Here is a 14,081-nt window from a genome sequence, read left to right as displayed (position 1 = left end):
ACAAGGGTTTAGCTGTAAGGGAAGTCGATTTCCCTACATTTTCCCACATAAGGTAAAATGATTAGAAGCTTCTCATAAGTTCATTGAACTTGTGGGAAGCTTCTATTTTATGCGCAATGGGTGGTGCGTCATTGTGGTACAAAAAATACGATTGATCAATATAGTCTAAATGAGTATTATGAGTAGGTATGTTCTTATAAAAATAGAGATAAGTAGGATGGAGAGCACCATGAAAACATCACGACAGAACGCATTGATTTTCTCGTTTACTTTTATGGCGTTTATTCTCGGTACGACGGAGTATATTATTGTTGGTTTACTCTCGGAAATATCCTCGAGCCTCGGAGTAACGCTAGCGACAGCCGGGGGGCTGGTATCTGGTTTCGCGATCGCTTATGCCATTGGCACACCCATTATGATGTCCTTGTTCAGCCGTATTCCGAAACGGATTACGATTCTTGTGTCGCTTGTATTGATTCTGCTACTGAATTTGTGGAGTGCTATAACTGGAACCTACAGTATGCTGCTAGTGACTAGAATAGTTACTGCCGTACTATGTGGTTTTGTTCTTTCTGTAGCCATTACGGTAGCGAATGAAGCGGTGGACCCGGAGAAAAGAGGCAAAGCGATTGCTACTATTTTGAGCGGCTTCGCTGTTGCAAATGTATTTGGTGTACCGATCGGCACTTTTGTAGGGCAGTATTTCAACTGGCCTGCAGCATTTATTCTAAATGGGGTATTATGTGGAATTGCCATAGCACTAAATTATGCCTATATTCCACGAAAACTACCGAAGCCTGTTCCTAGCTCACTTAAGGATCAGATCGAACTGCTCACAAATGGACGCATTATTCTTGCATTTCTCATTCCAGTTACGGCAGTGGGAGCGGTGTTTGTGATGTACACGTACATTACACCATTCCTGGAGCAAGTGATGAATATTCCTAAGAGCTCGGTTAGTGGTGTGCTGTTTGTATACGGGATTGCCACGATTGTCAGCAACTGGATTGGAGGCAAGGTTGCGACCGGAAATGCGGTAAGCAAGCTTAGATTCGTATTTCTTATCCAAGCTGTGGTCTATATCGTCTTTAGTATGACCGCATCGATCTCGGTTCTAGGAATGATCGTACTAATGATGCTAGCCGTAATGTCGAGTATTGTGAGCGCACCGGCCCAGCTCTATTTGATAGATTTGGCCAAGCAGTATTCACCAAGATCGAAGGATCTTGCTGCATCGTTGAATCCAGTAGCGTCTAACCTGGGAATCGCAGGCGGATCTGCGATTGGTGGAGTGGTTGCCGGGCATGGAGGATTAATCTCCCTTCCTATTGCTGCTTCTATCCTGGCGATATCGGCATGTGTGATTGCGTTGATATGCTTTAAGTTAGATCAGCAAAGTCAAGAAGCAGTTATCGCTCAGCAACATAACTTAACCTGAGGAGAAGTCATAGAGGTCGCCGGAAATGATCCGGTGGCCTTTTCGTATATCAAAAATCAATCTAGTAAAATAACACAAAAAAAATCCGTCGGAAGGAGAAATCTCACAAACGGATCTAGAGTTATTATATGCAAATCCAACCAAGACCGGGGATTTCTTTCCAAGTGCAGTTACCAGGGCCGCTACCAGAACCACTCCCCGGACCACTACCAGTTCCCCCGCCAGATCCACTACCAGGAGTAGCTGGCATTGAGGGGAATGGCCCTTCAGCCATGGATATCATTTTTACGTCAATGACAGCACTTTTGCCATCTGCAAATAGCACACTAATTGAATCGGCATTAACTGTATTGACATAGGCTACAACCTTTTGACCACTACTTAAGGTGAAAATTCCCCATTTTCCGAGGAAAGGTTGAATATCAGTGATGGTTAGATATGCAAATATTGGGCCACCACTAGAATGCGTCTGCATTCCTGGCTGTTGCTGTTGGGTGCCGCTTCCAGGATATATGGGCATTGGTCCGAGTGATTGGGTACCACCTGGAATCATTGGTTGGAATGGGGGGAAACTACGACATGGGCTCACATAATGCGGATTTCTGAAATAAAAATATCCCACTTATTAACCTCCTTAGATATCTCAAATTAATTAACAGATATCTAAAGTCTATGCTCCTGCCCATCTATTGGTGTATAGGCGTTAGAAAACACTCACTAATCTCTAGTTTGAAAGAACGTGATGAGAAGTTTTTCTTTCTCAAGTCTTAAGTTTTTAGAGTGTTCTGGTAAATACGGAGCGCCGCATCAGATGGAATATGATTCAATGAATATTTGACATTTTCTTTTCCTGAAGCAATCATAATCTTGATTGATGCCAATTGCTTTCGTTCTTGTAACGTGGTTTGACGTATAGATACCCATTGAATTCTTCCTCGTTTAATAATGACGGTTTTACGAGATAGGATCCCGTATTGAACAGTTAAATAATGGTCACCTTGGTTCCAACTCATCTTTCGGTATTCCATCCAGCCAAGGGATAAGAGAGCAACAGGTACAATCGATGCAAAATAGCGATAGTGAGTCGGTACGAACAAAATAATCGGAACTGTTATAAGCAGCCCAACTATAAATGGGAGAACGATGTAATGAAATGTAGCTCCTTTTGTGAGTGGATGAAGGTCTCGGCTTTGCTCATAGCCAGTAAAGGACTCGAGTATTGATGATGCCTTAGCTTTTTTAATAAGAGGTAAAATAGAAATGGTTTTTTCATGCTGTTCATCTTTGCTATTACGTATGACAACCGCCTGAATAGATACATACCCCAATAAGCGATGCAATGGTCGCTCAATGATTTGTATGGCCTGTATACGATCGGGGGAAATCGTTCGATGTTTCTTTTCAAACAGTCCTTGTTCAATTTCAAGCTCACCCTTACTATTCTTCTTCATGTAAAAATGATAATCGCTCCCAAAAGTAAGCAGCAATGAAAGCACAAACGATATAAGAAGTATTAGAACGATTGTTGTGATAATCCAATTCGTCCCAAACCAGCTAGACAAGTAAGTAAATAACGTATTATGGTCGACTTCTCTCATCATATCCCAATACTTAAGTAGTCCGAGAGATAGTATCGTTAAGATGATGCCGAATTTAGGCGATAGAAAACTATGCAAGATTAAATCATTTTTAGATAATTGAATAATAGATTCATGGTTTGAATCTTTCGAATCAATCTCTAAATGCATCTGTAAAGTTGCACGAATATGCTGTTCTTCTTCACTTGAGATGCAGCTCATCGTGATACTGGCCTCATCTGCTCCCGCAAGTTCGAGGGTCAATGATCGCGTTGATAATAAATGGTCATATATGCGAATTGTAGAGTCAATGGATTGGATACGATCAGGTGTAACCCATCTTTTCTTAATAACGAATAAGCCAGATCGGATATATATCACCTTATCACCGATCTCATACGTAAATGCTCTCCATTTAAGAAATGCGATCACTAGGAACATCATTAGCAAGAACCCACATGCAACTACGCCGATTACTACTGTTGGAATTTGGTCACTCATTTGTTCATGAACAAACAAAACCAGTAATGGGAATATCCAAATGAATGATACAGATTCCTTAGCTGCCGTAACGATAAAGTAAAGTATGGAGGCAGGATGGAGATGTTTGTTCTTATTGTTTTTAGACTTGCTCATCATCTAACCTCGCATTTATTTCAATTTCTCTGCGGATAGAGTTGGCAGATTCTTCATTCAATCCTGGAATATCATGACTACCTACGGCCGTAGCAAATGTCACGGTATATAAACCATATTTTTTAAGAATAGGTCCTTGTTTTGCACCAACATGCTGTACTTTTCCCATGGGGATTAGAATTTTTTTCTTAAATAGGATGCCTTTTTGAATTTGAATACTTGTTTCATTCACCTTGTAGCGCCATATACGATATTTCCACATGGGTATCCAGTACAATTCGAAAGGAATCGAAACGATCATAATACCTGTGATAAGCATGACGATCCATTTAGGCCATTGGAAGGCAAAAGTACAGTAGATTAATGCAAGGACAATAGCGGCATATACACATGCGGAGATGATTCCTTCCAGCTTTCTAGCAGCTATAACTTTCTCGTCTAACCGTAAAAAATCAGTATTATTCACAAGCTCACTCCTTATGTCTTAAACATTCTTCCTTGTTGCAAAATCAAACGTATCCGCAATTTCCGTTATGGTTTTCTCCATGTCTGATATGTCATCCTTTGCAATCCGAGGCCCCATTGAATCGATTACACTTCGTAGCGTTTTAGCCATAATGATAGGAGTGAATGCTCTAAAGCTTCCCTCACCCTCTTGCCCCCACTTAAATATTTCTACGAGCGGTTCGTAGATGGTTCCATTGTCATCCTTAAAAAGCAACTCACCGTTTTCAGTTCGGGCATTAGAGACAACTTCAATAATTGCCAGCACATATTTTCTGTTTTCGAACATGAATCTTAAGTTTGATTCGATATAGCCACGTAGCACCATAGGTGCATTATCTACTAAACCTTCCATCGACTTCTCCATGAAAAGAGCTCCACGTTCGTAGCAATATTCCACTACTGCTTTCATCAGTTCTTCTTTATTGGGAAAGTGATACGTCATCACTCCTTTACTAATTTCACCTCTCTTAGCAATGTTCCCAATAGAAGCATTCACATAGCCTTCTTCAACGAGTAATTCCACAGCATCTTCAATAATTTGTGTTCGACGATTTGTTTTTTGTTTATCCATGATTTCATATTAGTACGATCGTACTAATTGTGTCAAATGAAAAGAATTGACTATATTCATAAATATGTTATAATTCAAACATATGTTATTAATATAACAATCTATATTGGTAATATAACATGTGAAATATCCTGGAGTTATTAGAAGGAGGAGTGTGATTCAGAACAAGTAATTGTTCCTGTAAGTTATTGGGGAAAAACCTGATTTGTAGCGGGAAACAGAGGGATTGTAACTTATACCGATACATATTAGGAGCACTAATTAGTTGCAGTTGCACGCACCCAGAGATCGGTTATTCATCTACATCAATGGCTATGGAGGAACTAGTTCTTTGTAGTGCAACAACAATTGTTAGAATAGTAACATTTTAAATGTTTCATAATTAAATATAAAGGGAGAAGTGAATAGAATGGATGTTAAGGATATATTAGCAAAAGTAGATCATACCCTGCTAGATGTTACTGCTACATGGGATGATATAAAGAATTTATGTGATGATGCGATGAAATACCAAACGGCCAGTGTTTGCATCCCAAGTGCTTATGTTAGAGAAGCTGCAAATTATGTAGAAGGCAAAATAGCAATATGTACAGTTATCGGATTTCCGAATGGTTATAGTACACAAGCCGTTAAAGTATTTGAAGCAACGGATGCAATTACAAATGGAGCATCAGAAATTGATATGGTGATCAATGTGGGCTTCTTAAAAAGCGGACGTTATGAGGAAGTTTGCGACGAAATACATGCCATTAAAAATGCATGTGGAAGTAGAGTATTAAAGGTAATTGTTGAAACCTGTTTGCTTACACAAGAGGAAAAAGTGAAAGTATGTGAGCTTGTTACAAAAGCTGGAGCTGATTATATCAAAACATCCACTGGATTCTCAAAAGCTGGAGCAACCAAAGAGGATGTCAGCCTGTTTGCACAGAACATAGGTGAGAATGTGAAGATTAAAGCAGCTGGAGGTATTCGCTCTTTGGATGATGCTAAAGCATTTATTGATTTGGGCGCAGACCGGTTAGGAACTAGTGCCATCGTTAAAATTGTAAAAGGGCAGGAAGTATTGGGGTATTAGATATGGTATAATTCTGATAATTATACTTTATTATTAGTAGTTAGGATGAACCGGCATGGATAAGCAAGAGAGAGTAAATACAATTGTATCAATCCTAAAAAATAAAAGTGGCGCATCCATCAAAGAACTTTCACATCAACTTGATGTCACAGAAATGACTGTTCGCCGAGATATTAAATATCTAAAAGAAAATAAAATCGTTCAAGTTGTTTCAGGTGCGGTTATTTATAATGGTTCTGACCCTAATGAGAATAAACAAGATGAATATGATTTGACAACTCAAAAAAATAATCGAGCATCAGAAAAATATAATATAGGTAAGTTAGCAGCTTCACTAATCGAGCCTAACGATATTATTTTTATTGATATTGGTACAACAACAGCTCAAATCATCGAACATATTCCGTCAAATCATTCTGTGGAAATTGTTTGCTGTACTATGAACGCATTAATTGAGATTCATAAAAAAGGATTTAAGGATTTTATTCTTATTGGTGGTCATTACCGTCCAGAACTTCAAATGTTTGAAAGCAGAGAAGGGTTGGATTTAATAAGTAGAACACGAACAACAAAAGCATTTATTTCTGCTGCTGGAGTTAATGCTAAATTAGGCATTACTTGCACGAACAGTTGTGAAGTGGACACAAAGAATGCGGCAATTAATTGTGCCCTTGAGAGAATTTTAGTGATTGATTCCTCTAAGTTTGATATGGTTAAATCCACTTACTTTGCTTCGTTAAATGATTTTGATGCGATTGTAACCGATAAAGGTTTATCAGAAGAGTGGATTGAGAAAATCAAACAATTAAATATTTCTCTTTATCTAGCTTAGAAATACAGCGCGTGCCGATACTCAATCGGTGCGCGCTGTTCCATGAGGGGATATATATTTTTTGTTTGGGTTTTAGGATTTTTTCTCGGAATTATTAAACATTTCTCCGCTCGTCATTGAACCCGATTTCTTGGCTAGAAGTCGGTAATCGCGTGGAGTTAGGTCACAGCTACGGCGGAAGCTTTGTGAAAAATAGCTTTGAGAAGAAAAACCAGTGGATTCGGCAATTTGAGAAATAGAAAGATCCGTGGTTTCTAATAACTCCTTGCTCGCACGAAGCCTGACCTCAATTAAATAATTGATGGGTGACATGCCATAATATTTAGCGAAGGTATGCACCAGATAATACTTACTAAAATGTGCTTTTTCTGCCAGATAGTCAAGCGAAATCTCCTCTGAATAGTTCGAATCAATATAACGTTTGATCCGGCTACATACCTTGTTGACCCTTTGAGTAGCCACGACTAAAATTGGATGACCTGAGTTTCGCATTAATATAGTGACTACGACCTCTAGTAAGTTTTGACAAATATCCTCATAGTTATCCTCTTTATTTTCTGTTTCCCGAAGCATGGCGTTGAAATAGAAGAATAGTTCATCCCTCTGATTTCGATAATTGATGATCTCATGATTACGGCTACCACTTTGGTCCCCAAAGTCAAAGCTCATCCCCTCAACCCCAAGCACGACATACTCTAGAGGATCACTACTAACGGATAACTCGGTATGCTCCACATTCGGGTTCACGATGACCAGATCATCCTGTTTCACCGGATAGATTTCATTCTCTACAATGAAATTCCCCCGCCCGCTTCGGACATAAAACAGCTCCGCAAAATTATGAGAATGACGCATGCTGGACCAATCACCTTCATAAATAGAGGAACTGACATAGATTAACTTAGCGGGAATTTCTCCACGTCCTTTACCAGGTAGCCAATAGCGTACATTTCCCAATTGAGGTCAGTCCTTTACGATGATATAACTTTACTCTACCATAATTACTAGATTACATAACAATAAATTGGGTGAGTTTATAATTTATATTTATTTTTTATAATAGCAAGATATATAAAATGAACGACAACATGTTTGTTGAAAGAAACTTGAACGATCGGATAAGATAAATGAGTAAGAAAGCTCTTACGTATGCGGCTTACAGTACCAATAAAAGATAAATATGGAGGGTTATTATGAGAAAAGTTCTTAGCCTTGCACTTACAGCTGCACTGTCTCTAAGTCTTGCGGCCTGTGGTGGTAATACTGAAAGTAATTCTAGTTCCACATCTACAGATGCCACCAACACATCGAAGAACTCTAATTCGACTGCCGAAACTCGTACTCTTAAGCTAGCCGCTTTAGAAACCGCTTACGGATCTGATGTATGGAAAGAGGTAATTTCTGGATTCGAAAAAGCTAACCCTGGTGTGAAAGTTGAAACAACGATCGACAAAAGCCTTGAAGATGTTATCGGACCTGGTATGAAATCGGGAGATTTTCCTGACGTCATCCATCTTGCCGTAGGTCAGCCTAAAGGTTTGACAGAAACCTTCATTAAAGACAATAACCTCTCTGATCTTACAGACGTGCTTTCAATGACTGTTCCTGGTGAGAGTGTTACCGTAAAGGAGAAGCTTATTCCTGGGTTTACGGATACAACCATTACGAACCCTTATGGTGATGGAAAGACCTTTCTGATGCCAATGTTCTATAGCCCAACGGGTCTATTCTACAATGCTGGCTTACTTGAGGAAAAAGGCTGGAGCGTCCCTACCACTTGGGATGAAATGTGGGCACTAGGTGACAAAGCTAAGGCTGATGGAATTGCATTGTTCTCCTATCCAACGACCGGATACTTTGATTCTTTCTTCTATGCTTTACTTAATGAAGTTGGTGGTCCTGAATTCTTCACGAAAGCGATGAATTACACTGAAGGCATATGGCAATCACCAGAAGCAACACAAGCATTCGACATTATTAATAAGTTAGCAACCTATACCGAAAAGACAGTTCCGGCGAATGGAAATAAGGATAACTTTACTAAGAATCAACAGCTTATTCTTGATAACAAAGCTATCTTTATGCCAAACGGTACTTGGGTTGTTGGTGAAATGGGTAAAGCCCCTCGTGCAGAAGGATTTAAATGGGGATTCACTGCTCTACCAGCTGTAAAAACTGGTGGTGACAGATTCTCCTACACCTTCTTTGAACAAATCTGGGTTCCTGCCAAGGCTAAAAATGCAGATCTAGCAAAACAATTTATTACGTATCTTTACTCAGATGAAGCAGCAGGCATTTTTGCAAAAGTAGGTGCAGTTCAACCTATTAAAGGCATGGCTAGCAAACTAGAAGGTGACAATAAACTCTTCTATAGCATCTATGACGGTGGTGCAAAGGCAGCTATGGGTGCATTTGCTACAACAGAACCGGTTGAAGGGGTAAGTATTTCTGATACCGTATTTGGTACCGTGGATTCCCTCGTGACTAAGGCAAAGACACAAGCACAGTGGGTTGAAGCGATTACGAAAGCAAGCGATCAATTACGTGGAGCATTAAAATAATCTAAGGCAACGCAAGATACCAATTCAAGCTGTGAACAATGGTGGCATGCGCAAAGCGGCCACCATTGTTTTTACCTTAAGAAGGAGATGGACTAATGGAAATCAAGAAAGGACAAGGGCGTTTTATTTTCTTCTGTCTTGCTCCCGCCGTAATCCTATTCATTGTTTTTCTAATCATACCTACAATTAACGTATTCCGTATGTCCACATACAAGTGGGGTGGATACACAGATGACAAAACCTTTGTAGGGCTGCAAAATTTCGAGAAGCTTTTTCATAGTGATAAATTTTATCAAGCATTTCAGAACAGTCTTCTACTTATTATTTTAGTTACGATTATTACCTTTGCTTTTGCACTAGTGTTCGCGTCTGTGCTTTCTCGTGAGAATTTGAAAGGACAAAATTTGTTACGAGTGATCTTCTACATCCCGAACATCTTATCTGTTGTCGTTATCAGTGCGATTTTCTCTGCAATTTATGATCCGAATAGTGGACTCTTAAATGCAATCTTGAATTTATTCCGTGGTGCAGCATCGGACCCAACACTTTGGTTGGGTGATCAGAAAATCGTTATTTTCTCACTCGCAGGTGCTATGATCTGGCAGGCTATCGGTTATTACATGGTTATGTATATGGCGAGTATGGCAAATATCCCGGAAAGCTTATATGAATCCGCTGACCTCGAGGGTGCAGGCAGGATGCATCAGTTTTTCACTATTACGATTCCGTTAATCTGGACGAATATTCGTACCACACTTACCTTTTTTGTCATAAGCACGATAAATATGAGTTTCCTGTTCGTTGTGGCGATGACTGGAGGCGGTCCTGACGGTTCCACTGAGGTGTTCTTGAGCTATATGTACAAAGAGGCTTATACCAACTCCTCGTATGGTTACGGCATGGCAATCGGTGTCATCGTGTTCCTGTTCTCGTTCGCACTAGCTGCTATCTTGAACGCAGTCACGAGCCGTGAACATTTGGAATATTAAGGAGGGGACAACTTGAATAATAATAAACTCATACATCATGGGGCCAGAGATAAGTTCTATAAGGCCTTCATCTATGTTGTGCTGATCCTACTAGCCATTATCATTATCGTTCCTGTGGCTTGGGCGTTCATGGCCTCCATCAAACAGGATGTAGAATTCTATGCTAACCCTTGGGCTCTTCCAAAAGGGGTTTATCTGCAGAACTTTGCGGATGCTTGGCAGAAAGCAAAGATGGGCAGTTACATGTTCAACTCTGTAATCGTAACTGTGATTGCGATTGCTCTTCTACTGGTCATTGCATTACCAGCAGCTTATGTGCTTGCTAGGTATAAATTCAAGGGAAGTGTCATCTTGAATTTGATGTTTATGGCAGGATTATTTATCAATGTGAACTATATTGTTGTTCCAATCTTTCTGATGCTCAATAACGGTGACAAGGTTGCTCGCGATTTATTTGGACAGCCGATTCTCTTGAATAATTTGTTTATTCTAGCACTTGTCTATGCTGCAATGGCGCTTCCGTTCACTGTTTATCTACTTGCAGGCTACTTTAAATCATTACCTAGGGAATTTGAAGAAGCAGCTTCTGTAGATGGCGCAGGATATTTCCGAACGATGGTACAGATTATTATGCCAATGGCTAAACCTAGCATTGTAACGGTTATCTTGTTTAATTTCCTCTCCTTCTGGAACGAATATATTATTTCGATGACTTTACTAACGAAGCCAGGACTTCGAACATTACCAGTTGGTTTAATGAATCTGATGGCTGCTCAGAAATCAGCCGTTGAATATGGACAAATGTATGCAGGTCTAGTAATAGTCATGCTGCCAACCCTTATTCTTTATATTTTAGTACAAAAGAAGCTTACCCAAGGCATGACCATGGGCGGGCTGAAAGGTTAAGGTGCTACTATGAGTAATCCGTTACGCAATTTGTTGATACTGATTGTCTTCATCTTCGCGCTAGTACTCGTTATTATTGGGCAAAAAAATATTGGTGCACCCGGGCTTGGACTGATGCTGCTAGGGTTTGCACTTCTAATAGGTCTTCTCTGGTTCTATAATCGGAAATTTAAATAAAGGGAGAGTTATTTAAGATGAACAAAGGACGGGTCACAATTCCAACAGATCTGGATGTTATTCCTGAAACCATAGAAGTCATGAAACGTTGGGGCGCGGATGCTGTACGTGATTGCGATGGTACTGATTTCCCAGCAGAATTGCGTGATATCGATGCTAAGGTGTATTCCACTTACTATACGACTCGTAAAGAAAATGGATGGGCAAAAGCAAATCCGGATGAAATCCAGCAGATGTATCTCATGACGCCTTTTTATACTGCTGAAGGCCCTAGTCTAATCATCCCTTTAATGAAGGGATTTTATCCAGATATGCTGAAAGTGAATTCTCGTGACGATATCAAGCGCTGGTGGGAAGTTATCGATCGTACCACAGGAGATATACTATCGACTGAGCAATGGAGCTATAACGAAGAAACGGGCAGTGTTATTATTCATGCAAGTCCCTTCCACGATTACACGGTTAGTTTTCTAGCCTATATTATGTGGGATCCCGTTCATATGTACAATGCGGTCACGAATGGTTGGGAAAATGTTGAGCCCCAGATCACCTTTGATGTTCGCCAACCGAAGTCGCGTGAGTTCACAATGCAACGACTACGTCAATTTATTGATGAACATCCATATGTCAATGTCATTCGATTTACGACCTTCTTCCACCAATTCACACTCGTCTTCGATGAGCTTGCACGTGAGAAATATGTGGATTGGTATGGTTATTCAGCATCCGTTAGTCCTTATATTCTTGAACGATTTGAACAAGAGATGGGCTATCCGTTTAGAGCCGAATACATCATTGATCAGGGCTACTATAATAATAACTACCGCATTCCGACCAAGGAGTTCCAAGACTTTCAGGCATTTCAGCGGCGTGAGGTTGCCGCGCTTGCTAAGGAATTAGTTGATATTACTCACGAATATGGAAAGACAGCCATGATGTTTCTTGGTGATCACTGGATTGGTACCGAGCCATTTATGGAAGAATTCTCATCGATTGGGGTAGATGCTGTCGTCGGTAGTGTAGGTAACGGTTCCACCCTTCGGCTGATTAGTGATATCCCTGGCGTGAATTATACAGAGGGACGGTTTCTACCGTATTTCTTCCCTGATACATTCTATGAGGGTGGAGATCCTGTACGTGAAGCCAAAGTAAACTGGGTCACAGCAAGACGGGCGATCCTTCGTAAGCCGATTGACCGAATTGGTTATGGTGGATATTTGAAGCTGGCACTGGATTTTCCGGATTTCATGAGCTACATCGAGAGTGTGTGTGATGAATTCCGTACTTTGTATGATAATGTACACGGAACAACACCTTACAGTGTCAAAACCGTTGCAGTACTCAACTGCTGGGGTAAAATGCGTGCATGGGGTAATCATATGGTTCATCATGCCCTTTATCAAAAACAAAATTATAGCTATGCAGGGATCATAGAGACGTTATCTGGTGCACCCTTTGAGGTCAAATTCATTAGCTTTGATGATATTAAGAATGACCCCTCTATCCTTAAAGGAATCGATGTCATTTTGAATGTAGGGGATGGCGATACGGCTTATACAGGTGGAGATTGGTGGCTGGATACAGATATTGTAACAGCAGTGAAGCAATTTGTTCATGAGGGCGGAGGATTCATCGGAGTGGGCGAACCCGCAGCTCATCAAGCGAACGGAAGGTACTTCCAGCTTGCAAGTATCCTCGGTGTAGAGCAAGAAAAAGGATTCACTCTAGGTTATGATAAATATAACTGGGAAGAGCAGGATCATTTTATTACTGAAGACTACGGAGTAGATGATAAAGGAAATAAGATTATCGATTTCGGTGAAGGAAAGAAGAATATATTCGCGCTCGAAGGCACCACTGTCCTTCGTCAGGTTGATAAAGAAGTTCAACTGGCAGTGAATGAATTCGGTAGTGGACGGTCTGTCTACATCAGTGGATTGCCTTATAGTTTTGAGAACAGTCGCTTACTTTACCGTGCGATCCTCTGGAGTACTCACAGCGACCACGAGCTAAACCGCTGGTTCAGTGAGAACTATAATGTTGAGGTTCACGCCTATGTTAAGAATGGTAAATACTGCGTCGTGAACAACACTTATGAGCCACAGGAAACTGTCGTTTATCGTGGTGATGGCTCTAGCTTCTCACTCAAGCTGGAAGCGAATGAGATCAAGTGGTACGAAATCTAAAAATCTATCAGCACGACAAAGCTGTCCCAAAGCCATGAAAATGGCTACTTGGGACAGCTTTGTCTTTTAATTAGGATTAACGTGGTCGCTTAGGTGAACGCTTCCGCTTTTATCTCTTTGTATATTCAATAAACCATAGATTAACTATCAAATGAAAGAAGACCACATGCGAAACGGAGGCCACTGAAAAACGTGTACTTTACGAATCTGTAAAATGTGCCTGAATAGATAAAGGCGAATTCTGACTCCAGTTCGAGTAAGAATTCGCCTTTATTTTATATATGTCCTCATGTTTTTTACTTTAATAGCGTCAATATTCTTTTGAGATTTACTGCAAATATAGCCATTGCCCCTTGCATGTGCATGCCAACGAGACCTGAGGAAGATGCTACATCATACCCGTGTCTGTGTTTTAGTTCACTATTCTTCGCTTCGATTTTATAGCGTTCTCTTGCTCTCTCTTTGAAATATTCACTTTCTTGAAAAGTTTGCTGCTCACTATGCTCCGTGGATTTGATACTCACTGAATAGGTTTTTGATTGTGCGCCCTCTTTATAACATCCTTCTCTATAGGGACATTGCTTACACTTATCGATATCAAAATAATAAGTATATATTTGATTTCT

14 protein-coding genes are annotated in these 14,081 nt (G+C 40.3%); 8 read left to right on the top strand and 6 right to left on the bottom strand.

Annotated features, from left to right (window positions below):
- Positions 1–229: 229 nt before the first annotated feature.
- Entirely contained in the window at positions 230–1,438 is a 1,209-nt protein-coding gene (locus UQ64_RS18280; RefSeq protein WP_060624973.1) for an MFS transporter, read from the top strand.
- A gap of 124 nt (positions 1,439–1,562) precedes the next feature.
- On the opposite strand, the gene UQ64_RS18275 is transcribed toward UQ64_RS18280, so the two are convergent.
- The 4 genes from UQ64_RS18275 to UQ64_RS18260 all read right to left on the bottom strand — a co-directional run bounded on the left by UQ64_RS18275 (position 1,563) and on the right by UQ64_RS18260 (position 4,729).
- Positions 1,563–1,958, bottom strand: a complete 396-nt coding sequence (locus UQ64_RS18275) for a hypothetical protein (RefSeq protein WP_209445834.1) — start codon at positions 1,956–1,958, stop codon at positions 1,563–1,565.
- A 247-nt stretch (positions 1,959–2,205) separates the two neighbouring features.
- A complete protein-coding gene (locus UQ64_RS18270; protein WP_245238078.1) occupies positions 2,206–3,654 on the bottom strand; it encodes a PH domain-containing protein in 1,449 nt (482 codons plus the stop codon).
- Entirely contained in the window at positions 3,638–4,117 is a 480-nt protein-coding gene (locus UQ64_RS18265) for a PH domain-containing protein (protein WP_060624970.1), read from the bottom strand. The genes UQ64_RS18270 and UQ64_RS18265 overlap by 17 nt, the downstream gene beginning before the upstream one ends.
- Before the next feature lie 18 nt (positions 4,118–4,135).
- The gene (locus tag UQ64_RS18260; protein WP_060624969.1) at positions 4,136–4,729 is read right to left on the bottom strand and encodes a TetR/AcrR family transcriptional regulator; all 594 of its coding nucleotides are present in this window, start codon (positions 4,727–4,729) and stop codon (positions 4,136–4,138) included.
- Positions 4,730–5,138: 409 nt separating this feature from the next.
- Between UQ64_RS18260 and deoC the strand changes: the two genes are divergently transcribed.
- On the top strand, positions 5,139–5,804 hold the full coding sequence (gene deoC / locus UQ64_RS18255; protein WP_060624968.1) for a deoxyribose-phosphate aldolase: 666 nt from the start codon (positions 5,139–5,141) through the stop codon (positions 5,802–5,804).
- Positions 5,805–5,859: 55 nt separating this feature from the next.
- A complete protein-coding gene (locus tag UQ64_RS18250; protein WP_060624967.1) occupies positions 5,860–6,636 on the top strand; it encodes a DeoR/GlpR family DNA-binding transcription regulator in 777 nt (258 codons plus the stop codon).
- A gap of 72 nt (positions 6,637–6,708) precedes the next feature.
- Here UQ64_RS18250 and UQ64_RS18245 read toward each other — a convergent pair whose 3' ends face one another.
- Positions 6,709–7,593, bottom strand: coding sequence for an AraC family transcriptional regulator (locus UQ64_RS18245; protein ID WP_060624966.1), 885 nt, complete (start codon positions 7,591–7,593; stop codon positions 6,709–6,711).
- A gap of 236 nt (positions 7,594–7,829) precedes the next feature.
- Between UQ64_RS18245 and UQ64_RS18240 the strand changes: the two genes are divergently transcribed.
- The 5 genes from UQ64_RS18240 (at position 7,830) to gnpA (ending at position 13,455) form a co-directional block, all read left to right on the top strand.
- Complete coding sequence (locus tag UQ64_RS18240; protein ID WP_082651188.1) at positions 7,830–9,197, top strand: carbohydrate ABC transporter substrate-binding protein; 1,368 nt, start codon at positions 7,830–7,832, stop codon at positions 9,195–9,197.
- Between the two features lie 95 nt (positions 9,198–9,292).
- Positions 9,293–10,186 carry a carbohydrate ABC transporter permease gene (locus UQ64_RS18235; RefSeq protein ID WP_060624964.1) on the top strand — a complete coding sequence of 298 codons (894 nt, stop codon included), beginning with the start codon at positions 9,293–9,295 and terminating at the stop codon, positions 10,184–10,186.
- A gap of 12 nt (positions 10,187–10,198) precedes the next feature.
- The gene (locus UQ64_RS18230; RefSeq protein ID WP_060624963.1) at positions 10,199–11,092 is read left to right on the top strand and encodes a carbohydrate ABC transporter permease; all 894 of its coding nucleotides are present in this window, start codon (positions 10,199–10,201) and stop codon (positions 11,090–11,092) included.
- A 9-nt stretch (positions 11,093–11,101) separates the two neighbouring features.
- Complete coding sequence (locus UQ64_RS31320; protein ID WP_167348498.1) at positions 11,102–11,269, top strand: DUF6903 family protein; 168 nt, start codon at positions 11,102–11,104, stop codon at positions 11,267–11,269.
- A 17-nt stretch (positions 11,270–11,286) separates the two neighbouring features.
- On the top strand, positions 11,287–13,455 hold the full coding sequence (gnpA, locus tag UQ64_RS18225) for a 1,3-beta-galactosyl-N-acetylhexosamine phosphorylase (protein ID WP_060624962.1): 2,169 nt from the start codon (positions 11,287–11,289) through the stop codon (positions 13,453–13,455).
- Between the two features lie 296 nt (positions 13,456–13,751).
- Here gnpA and UQ64_RS18220 read toward each other — a convergent pair.
- Positions 13,752–14,081: transposase (locus tag UQ64_RS18220; RefSeq protein WP_209445833.1), on the bottom strand; the 330-nt coding region annotated here is incomplete at its 5' end.

This window comes from Paenibacillus etheri, assembly GCF_001012825.1.
GTDB lineage: Bacteria > Bacillota > Bacilli > Paenibacillales > Paenibacillaceae > Paenibacillus_AQ > Paenibacillus_AQ etheri.
The sequence above is the reverse complement of the archived record's forward strand: the minus strand, read 5'-3'. Positions and strand labels throughout refer to the sequence as shown.

Bases quoted from the DNA above. Each gene is read 5' to 3' on its own strand.
- UQ64_RS18280 (WP_060624973.1), top strand. From the start codon at position 230: ATGAAAACATCACGACAGAACGCATTGATTTTCTCGTTTACTTTTATG.
- UQ64_RS18250 (WP_060624967.1), top strand. From the start codon at position 5,860: ATGGATAAGCAAGAGAGAGTAAATACAATTGTATCAATCCTAAAAAAT.
- UQ64_RS18240 (WP_082651188.1), top strand. From the start codon at position 7,830: ATGAGAAAAGTTCTTAGCCTTGCACTTACAGCTGCACTGTCTCTAAGT.
- UQ64_RS18260 (WP_060624969.1), bottom strand. From the start codon at position 4,729: ATGGATAAACAAAAAACAAATCGTCGAACACAAATTATTGAAGATGCT.
- UQ64_RS18235 (WP_060624964.1), top strand. From the start codon at position 9,293: ATGGAAATCAAGAAAGGACAAGGGCGTTTTATTTTCTTCTGTCTTGCT.
- deoC (WP_060624968.1), top strand. From the start codon at position 5,139: ATGGATGTTAAGGATATATTAGCAAAAGTAGATCATACCCTGCTAGAT.
- UQ64_RS31320 (WP_167348498.1), top strand. From the start codon at position 11,102: ATGAGTAATCCGTTACGCAATTTGTTGATACTGATTGTCTTCATCTTC.
- UQ64_RS18275 (WP_209445834.1), bottom strand. From the start codon at position 1,958: ATGCCCATATATCCTGGAAGCGGCACCCAACAGCAACAGCCAGGAATG.
- gnpA (WP_060624962.1), top strand. From the start codon at position 11,287: ATGAACAAAGGACGGGTCACAATTCCAACAGATCTGGATGTTATTCCT.
- UQ64_RS18270 (WP_245238078.1), bottom strand. From the start codon at position 3,654: ATGATGAGCAAGTCTAAAAACAATAAGAACAAACATCTCCATCCTGCC.